We start from the raw sequence: 8,072 nt of genomic DNA on the forward strand, positions 1-8,072 counted from the left end.
CTGTAGCGCTGGATCTGCTCTGTCGTGAGGGGGGAGTCCTTGACGATCGGCAACCCGGACTGGACCCACCGCTGGTATCCGCCGGCGAGGGAGGTGACGTCGGTGAAGCCGAGTTCCTTCAGAGCTTTGCCGGCCAGGACCGACCGGAGGCCCGTCTGTCAGTAGAGGACGATGGGCGTGCTGGGGTCGGTGGCCGCTGTCGCGATCCTGAACTCGAGGAAGCCCCGGCTGATGTTCACGGCGGGCTCGATGTAGCCGTCCCGGTACTCGTCGGGATCGCGGACGTCGATCAGGACGAGGGGCTCGCCGGCGTCGAGGCGGGCCTTGAGAGCCTCAGGGCCTTCCTCCCGGACGACCTGACGGGCCTCCGTGAGCATCTCCCTCAGCGTTTTCATTGATGTCCTCCCCTCTCAGCCGGAGCAGGCTTTATAATACCTCATATTCCGATCAAGTCAATGGACTTTGTCCGGTCCCGGACGTTTGGGCGAATTCAGTGTATTCTGGACCCCGCACCGTTCAGCAGTTAAAGTGAGTATCACGGGGCCATGACGTGAGGGAACGATGAAAGGGCTGATCCTCTCCGGTGGTCGCGGCACCCGGCTCCGTCCCATCACCTACACCTCGGCCAAGCAGCTCGTCCCGGTTGCCAATAAGCCAATCCTCTACTACGGGCTCGAGGCGCTCGCAGCCTCGGGGATCCGCGATATCGGAATCGTCGTCGGTGACACCAAGCGCGAGATCATGGATGCGGTGGGGGACGGGAGCCGCTTCGGAGTCGCCGTCACCTACATCGAGCAGGAAGCCCCGCTGGGGCTGGCCCACGCTGTCCTGGTCGCGGAGTCCTTCATCGGGCGGGAGCCCTTCGTCATGTACCTCGGGGACAACCTGATCCGCGAGAAGCTCGCCCCCCTGGTCCAGAGCTTCCAGGAGGGGAAGCCGAACTGCCAGATCCTCCTGGCGCGGGTTCCCAACCCCCAGCAGTTCGGCGTGGCTGAGCTCAAGGACGGCAAGGTGGTCCGCCTGATCGAGAAGCCGTCCAAGCCGCCCTCGGACCTCGCCCTCGTCGGCGTGTACATGTTCGACCGGCATGTCTTCGACGCGGTGAAGGTGATCAAGCCGTCCTGGCGGGGGGAGCTCGAGATCACCGACGCCATCCAGCGGCTCATCGACAGCGGGCTCGTGGTGCGGCCCCATGTGATCGAGGGGTGGTGGAAGGACACGGGCAAGCTGGACGACCTCCTGGAGGCCAACCGCATCATCCTCGATGCCCTCGAGCCCCGCGTGGAAGGGGAGGTCGAGGCCTCGGAGGTGCACGGGAAAGTGGTCATCGAGGCTGGAGCGAAGATCGTGAGGAGCGTGGTCCGCGGGCCCGCCATCATCGGCAAAGGCGCCATGCTCGAGAACGCGTACATCGGGCCCTTCACCGCGGTCGGCGATCAGGTGGTCATCCGCGGCAGCGAGGTGGAGCACTCGATCATCCTCGAAGGCTCCAGCATCCTGGACATCAGCGGGCGGATCGAATCGAGCCTGGTGGGGCGGAACGTGACCATCTATCGCTCCGAAGCCAAGCCCAAGTCCTACAACCTGATGCTTGGCGACCGCTCCCAGGTCGGGCTCGTTTGAGCGCGGATCCGGTGCCGCGGTCGAAGACGGGGAAACGCCCATGGAGCTGAGCGACGAAGCCCGGCGCGCGTTTCGCCTCCAGGACTACACGCCGAAGCCCCAGATCAAGGGCGTCGAGATCGTGGGGCTCGCCCGCCACACCGACGACGGCGGCTCCTTCACCGAGCTCGGGCGCTTCACCGCGGGGGCGTGCGGCGCGTTTCCCGGCTTCGTCCTGGCCCAGCTGAACTACAGCGAGCTGGAGCCGGGAGTGATGAAGGCCTTCCATCTCCACCGCCGGCAGACCGACATCTGGTACGTTCCGCCCGCCGACAAGATCCTCCTTTTGCTGATCGACCTCCGCGCCGGCTCACCCACCGAAGGGGCGCGGATGCGTCTCGTGCTGGGCGACGGTCACTCCCGCCTCGTGCTGATCCCCCCGGGCGTGGCGCACGGGTGCCGGAACCTGGGGCCGGTCCGTGGCCGGATCATCTACTTTACGGACACCCACTTCTCGCCGGATCCCGGTTCCTCCGACGAAGGCCGCCTCCCCTGGGACTTTGCCGGTGCCGCCATCTGGGAGACATCGCGTGAGTAGCGAGGCGTCGAGCCGCCCGCCGGGTCCTGTCCCGGCGAGCAGCCCCACCGTCGGGGCCACCCCCGCCCCACCCGCTTCGCGGGTACCCGGGGACCCCCGGCCCCTCCGGTGGGCGCCCCGCTCGCCGTGCCACCCGCTGGGCGGCTCGGTAGAGAGCACGCCCGCGCCCTGCGTCGGGGATGCACTGCCGAGCGAATCCGACGAGCCGTAGCGGGCGGCGAAGCGCAGGACGCCGCAGCGCTCCGAGCGGTCCAACGCTGTTGGGCCGCGAGGACTACCCCCCGCCGCGGGGGGATGGGGGGGCCAGCGGAGGCGTTCGAGCGAGCCAAGCCCGTCGAGGCGAGGTGGCCTGAGCGGAGGCAGGGCGCCCCGGCGCAGGGCTAATAAGAGACACGACTGATGAAGGTGCTGGTTACCGGCGGGGCGGGGTTCATCGGCTCCAACTTCGTCCGTCACCTCCTCACGAAGTATCCCGGCTACTCGGTCATCAACCTCGACAAGCTCACCTACGCCGGCAACCTGGAGAACCTCCGGGATGTCGAGCGCGATCCCCGCTACCGGTTCGTCCACGGAGACATCTGCGACGCGGGCCTGGTGCGGGACGTCGCGCGGGGCGCGGACGCCATCGTCAACTTCGCTGCGGAGAGTCACGTTGATCGATCCATCCTGGCGGCCGACGATTTCATCCGGACCGACGTGTTCGGGACCTTCACGCTCCTGGAGGCAGTGAACGCGCTCCGCATCCCCCGGTATTTGCAGGTCTCCACCGACGAGGTGTACGGTTCGATCGAGCGTGGCGCGTTCAAGGAGACCGCGCCGCTCGACCCCTCGAGCCCATACTCGGCCTCGAAGGCGGGGGGCGATCTGCTGGCCCTCGCGTACTGGAAGACCCATCGCCTCCCGATCATCATCACGCGGAGCTCGAACAACTTCGGCCCCTACCAGTATCCGGAGAAGATCATCCCGCTCTTCATCACCAACGCGCTCGAGGGCCGGCCGCTCCCGCTCTACGGCGACGGCCGGAACGTGCGCGACTGGCTCTACGTGCTGGATAACTGTGCCGCCATCGATTTGGTGCTGCACAAAGGGGGCGAGGGCGAGGTCTACAACGTCGGGGCCGGCACCGAGGTCGAGAACATCGTCCTCACGCGCAAGATCCTCGAGATCCTCGACAAGTCGGAGAGCCTGATTCAGCCGGTCCCTGATCGTCCCGGTCACGATCGCCGCTACGCCCTGGACTTGACCAAGCTCCGGAGCCTCGGCTGGGTGCCCGCCCATGCCTTCGAGGCGGCGCTCCGCGCGACCGTGGAGTGGTACCGGGCCAACGAGGCGTGGTGGCGGCCCCTCAAATCGGGGGCCTTCAGGGAGTACTACCGCCGGCAGTACGGGGGACGCCGATGAAACGGATCGCCTTCGCCCTGGTCGCTCTCGTCCTCCCGGCCCTCCTCTGGGCCGCGCCTCAGGAACGACAGAAGAGCCCGGACCCGTCCGGCGCCTCCCAGTTCCCCTCCTATGTGCAGAAAGTTCAGCCGGCTGTCGTGGGGATCAAGGTCCAGGTGCCGCGCGATCGCCCGTCGGCGCATACCCTGGGGCCAGAGCGCCGGGGGAGCGGCGTGATCTTTGCCCCCGACGGGTATGCGCTGACCGTGAGCTACGTGCTGCTCGACGCGGAGCGGATCGAAGTGTGGCTTCGCGACGGCCGGAAGCTCCCTGCGCGCCTGGTGGGCCTCGACCTCGAGGTCGGGCTGGGCGTGGTCAAGATCGACGCCCCCGGTCCTTATGCGAGCGCGGTCCTGGGCGACTCCACGACCGTGACGGTCGGCCAGCTCACGGCCACGGTGGGCGTGGACGACGACGGCGACCTGGTCGCCACCTCCGGGAGCGTTCAGACGATCCGCGCCTTCGCCGGCTACTGGGAGTACATGCTGGACCGCGCCTTCGTCGTGGCGCCCTACAACCCCTCCTTCGGCGGCAGCCCGCTCGTCAACGAGCGGGGGGAGGTCATCGGGATTGCCTCGCTCCGCCTCGGCGATCCGCCGCTCGTGAACCTGGCGATCCCCATCGAGAAGTTTCTCCCGGGGAAGGACGAGCTGATCCGCGAGGGACGGGTGGTGAGCCGGAAGCCCCGCCCGTGGCTCGGCCTCTACACGGTGCCGGCGGAGGACGGCGGCGTCGTCGTGACGGGGGTCTCCCCGGTCGGCCCCGCGGGCTCGGCCGGCTTCCAGCGCGGCGACCGCATCGTCCGGCTGGACGGCGAGCCGGTCGGGAGCCAGGAGGAGTTCTACACCCGCCTCTGGCAGACCCAGGTAGGGCAGGAGATCACGCTCGTCGTGGTGCGGGATGCCCGCTTCCACGCGATCACGGTCCGCTCCGCCGACCGCTACCGCTTCTTCCGCACTACGGAGAAGTAGGTCCCCGCGCGCCCGGTAGCCACACGAATTTGCGCGCGCTGAAGCGCCCGACGCCCGGCCCGTCAGCCTCTGCCGCTTTCCGCGTCGCGCCCACTCCTCCCGACGGCCTCGGCCTGCCTGCGACCCGAGTCGCGGTCGCGGGACTCTTCCTGCTCACCGCGCTCTTCCTGTGGCAGCGGGGGTCGGACGTCGGGCGACTTCCGGAGGTCTTTCCGTCGTTCCTGGCGTCGCTGGTTCAGACCAGACTGTTCGGCCTCAGGGGCGCTGCGGAAAGCGCTCTGGGCGCGCTCGTCGCGGTGGCCGTGGTCCTCGCGTGGTGCGGTCTCGGCGACATCGTGGTGCGGCTCACGGAACGCTTCCCGCCCGAGTCTTCGGCCGCGAAGCGCGAGGCCAGGAGGTCGAGCGCTCTTGTCTGGTCCAGGAAGGTCGCGTTCGGCGCCGGGCTCTGGTCGCTTCTGTGGTTTGGGCTCGGGATTGCCGGCTTCTACTCGAAGGCGGTCGCGGTGGCGGCTCTCGCGGGCGGGCTCGCGCTCGCCGCGGCTGCTGGTGTGCGGAACCGGAGGGCGGGAGGCGTTCGGCCAGGCGGTGGGGATCACGGGGAGCGCCGGCGAGGCGGGCTCGAGCGGGTGGCCCTGGGATGCGTCGCCTTTCCGGTCCTGCTCGCGCTGGTGGCTGCGCTCGCCCCCCCGACCGGCAAGGACGCGCTGATCTATCACCTCGCGGTCCCGAAAGCGTTTGTCGCCGCGGGCGGCATCGTGGAGGTGCCCTACAACATCGCCGGCTTTTTCCCCCTCGGCGCGGAGATGAACGGCGTGTGGGCGCTGCTCCTCGGCAGTCTGGCCGGTGCCCGGGTCGCGGAAGCCGCCTTCGGCGCCGTCCTGTTCGCGTTCTTCCCGCTCCTGCTCGCCCTCGTGTACGGCTGGGCGCGCGAGCAGGGGGTGGGCGAGGGCTGGGCGCTCACCGTCTCGGCGCTCGTCGCTGCCATTCCGGCGGCCTATTCCGTCGCCTCCAGCGGGTACGTGGATGTGGCGCTGTCGGTCTACGTCGCGCTGGCGGTCCACGCGCTGGGGCGCTGGTCGACGACCGCGAGTCGCGCCAGCCTCGTCGCCTTCGTGCTCGCGCTCGGCTTCGCGCTCTCCGTCAAGCCCCTGGCCGCGTTTCTCGTCATTTTCCTGCCCGTGGTCGTCCTTCTCAGAGCCTGGCAGGCGGAGCGGCGCAAGAGCGAGGCCGGCGCCGGACCGGCCCCGGGGCCGGGCGGGATCGTCCGGGATGGGCTGGTCGCCTTGCTGGGTGCGGCTATCCTCGGGAGCCCGTGGTACATGCGGAATTGGGTTCTCACGGGGAGCCCCTTGTTTCCGTTCTACCTGGACGTGTGGAAGGCCAGCGCCCAGGGCTGGGACACGGAGCGCTCGGTGCTGTTTCAGGTCTTCCTCTCGCTCTACGGCGGTGATCCGAAAAGCGTCGTGCATTATGTGGCCGCGCCGGTGCGCCTGTCGTTGATGGCCCAGCCGGAGCAGCCCGCCTACTACGACGGGGTGCTCGGAATCTCGTTCCTGCTCGGGCTGCCGCTCCTCCTCTGGGCGCTCTGGCGGTTGCCGCTCGACGCCGAGCTGCGACTCGCCGCTGCCGCGTCCGGCTGGCTCTTCGTCGGCTGGTTCTTCTCGAGCCAGCAGCTGCGGTTCCTGCTGCCGGCGCTTCCGCCCCTGGCGGTGGCGATCGCGGGCGCGGCAGCCGCCGGGACAAGGTCCGGGTTGAGTGGTCGCACAAGATCGCTCCAGTGGACGCTGCTGGCGACGACCGTGGCGGGGCACCTCGTGATCGTCGCGTGGTTCCTCGAGCAGAACCCGGTTCGGGTGGTCCTCGGCGGCGAGCCGCGTGCGGCGTATCTCGAACGGCGGCTCGATCACTACCCGTACTACCGCATCGTCAACACCCAGCTCCCGCCCGATGCCCGCCTCTGGCTCATCAACATGCGGCGGGACACCTACCATCTCGAGCGGCCGCATCTGTCGGATTACGCGTTCGAGGACTACACGCTCAGGAAGTACGTGGACACCGCCCGGGACGTCGGGGAGGTCCGGGACCGCGTGCGGGCCGCCGGGATCACCCATGTGCTGGTCCGCCACGACGTGCTGTTCGACTACGGGAGATCGCCGATCGTCGATGAGCGCCGCCCGCGGGAGGAGAACGACCGGCGGATGGCGCTGCTCAGATCGTTTCTCCTGGAGGGCACCCGGGTCCTCCGGGGCGACCGGAAATTCCTGCTGGTCGAGCTGCCCGGCGCGTAGGATGGCGCGAGTCCGGTTGTGATACTCTAAGCCTATGAAGGGGGCGGACAGCTATCAGGGACGCGGCCTGATCGCCGACCCGATCCACCACTACATCCTGTACACGCGCCCGGATGGGATTCCCGGCGAGGCCACGGAGCAGGAGCTGATCGATACGCCGTGGGTCCAGCGCCTCCGGCGGATCCCGCAGCTCCAGTCGGCGCGCTGGGTCTTCCCCGCGGCCGAGCACAGCCGCTTCCAGCATGCCCTCGGCGCCATGCACCTCGCGGGCCGCTTCGCCCAGCAGCTCTACCCCTCGCTCAAGTCCATCTTCCCCGACGCCCCGTCCCAGGCCCTCGTCGAAGAGCTGCTCCGGATCACGGGCCTCCTCCACGATGTCGGCCACGGTCCCTTTGGCCACTTCTTCGACGACAACTTCCTGGTGGACTTCGACCTCACGCACGAGATGGTGGGCCAGCGGATCATCCGGGAGGAGCTGGGGGATATCGTCCGCGGGCTCAGGCGCAGTCCGAGCGGGGCGTTCGCGCCAGGTGAGAGGATCGACCCCGAGTGGAGCTGCTACCTGATGGGGAAGGCGTACACCCGGCCCGATGCCAGCCACCCGCGCTGGCTCGCGTTCCTCAAGCCGCTCCTCTCCGGCATCTACACCGCCGACAACATGGACTACGTAATGCGCGACTCGTACATGTGCGGCGTCGCGGTCGGGCCCATCGACGTCGAGCGGATCATCTACTACTCGTTCTTCACCGAGGACGGGCTCACGCTGGATCGCGGCGGCACCCAGGCCCTCATCATGTTTCTCACGGCCCGCTTCTACATGTACACGAACGTCTACTACCACCGGACCACGAGAGGCATCGACCTCCATCTCAAGGAGATCTTCCGCGACACGATGCGGATCGCCTTTCCCTGGGACTTGAGGAAAGAGCTCCATCCGTATCTCCACCTCACCGAGTGGACGCTCTTGGAAGAGGTCGGGCGCTGGCACGACTCCGACGATCCTGAACGCAAGGCGTTGGGTCAGGAATGGCGCCAGATCCTGGATCGCCGGCTCAAGTGGCGGATGTCCCACGAGGTGATGCTGGACATCGCCGAGCTCCGGCCGGGCGTCGGCTTCATGAAGGCCGAGCAGGTGGAGGCACGGGTGCGCGATCTCCTTCCGCCCGGGGTCAA

General features: G+C 68.3%; 7 protein-coding genes. 6 read left to right on the forward strand and 1 reads right to left on the reverse strand.

Features of this window, described 5'->3' with window-relative positions; translation table 11 throughout:
- Nucleotides 1-158: 158 nt before the first annotated feature.
- On the reverse strand, nucleotides 159-395 hold the full coding sequence (locus tag HY726_20710; GenBank protein ID MBI4611420.1) for a hypothetical protein: 237 nt from the start codon (nucleotides 393-395) through the stop codon (nucleotides 159-161).
- 166 nt (nucleotides 396-561) lie between these two features.
- Between HY726_20710 and HY726_20715 the strand changes: the two genes are divergently transcribed.
- The 6 genes from HY726_20715 to HY726_20740 all read left to right on the forward strand — a co-directional run.
- Nucleotides 562-1,623 carry a glucose-1-phosphate thymidylyltransferase gene (locus HY726_20715; GenBank protein MBI4611421.1) on the forward strand — a complete coding sequence of 354 codons (1,062 nt, stop codon included), beginning with the start codon at nucleotides 562-564 and terminating at the stop codon, nucleotides 1,621-1,623.
- Between the two features lie 40 nt (nucleotides 1,624-1,663).
- On the forward strand, nucleotides 1,664-2,200 hold the full coding sequence (locus HY726_20720) for a dTDP-4-dehydrorhamnose 3,5-epimerase family protein (GenBank protein ID MBI4611422.1): 537 nt from the start codon (nucleotides 1,664-1,666) through the stop codon (nucleotides 2,198-2,200).
- Nucleotides 2,201-2,599: 399 nt separating this feature from the next.
- On the forward strand, nucleotides 2,600-3,601 hold the full coding sequence (gene rfbB, locus HY726_20725) for a dTDP-glucose 4,6-dehydratase (GenBank protein ID MBI4611423.1): 1,002 nt from the start codon (nucleotides 2,600-2,602) through the stop codon (nucleotides 3,599-3,601).
- Complete coding sequence (locus tag HY726_20730; protein MBI4611424.1) at nucleotides 3,598-4,611, forward strand: serine protease; 1,014 nt, start codon at nucleotides 3,598-3,600, stop codon at nucleotides 4,609-4,611. Before rfbB ends, HY726_20730 begins: the two co-directional genes overlap by 4 nt.
- Before the next feature lie 29 nt (nucleotides 4,612-4,640).
- A complete protein-coding gene (locus HY726_20735; GenBank protein ID MBI4611425.1) occupies nucleotides 4,641-6,899 on the forward strand; it encodes a hypothetical protein in 2,259 nt (752 codons plus the stop codon).
- Between the two features lie 34 nt (nucleotides 6,900-6,933).
- Nucleotides 6,934-8,072, forward strand: a 1,139-nt coding sequence (locus HY726_20740; protein MBI4611426.1) for an HD domain-containing protein, incomplete at its 3' end; no start/stop codon positions are given.

This window comes from Candidatus Rokuibacteriota bacterium (assembly GCA_016209385.1).
Lineage (GTDB): Bacteria > Methylomirabilota > Methylomirabilia > Rokubacteriales > CSP1-6 > JACQWB01.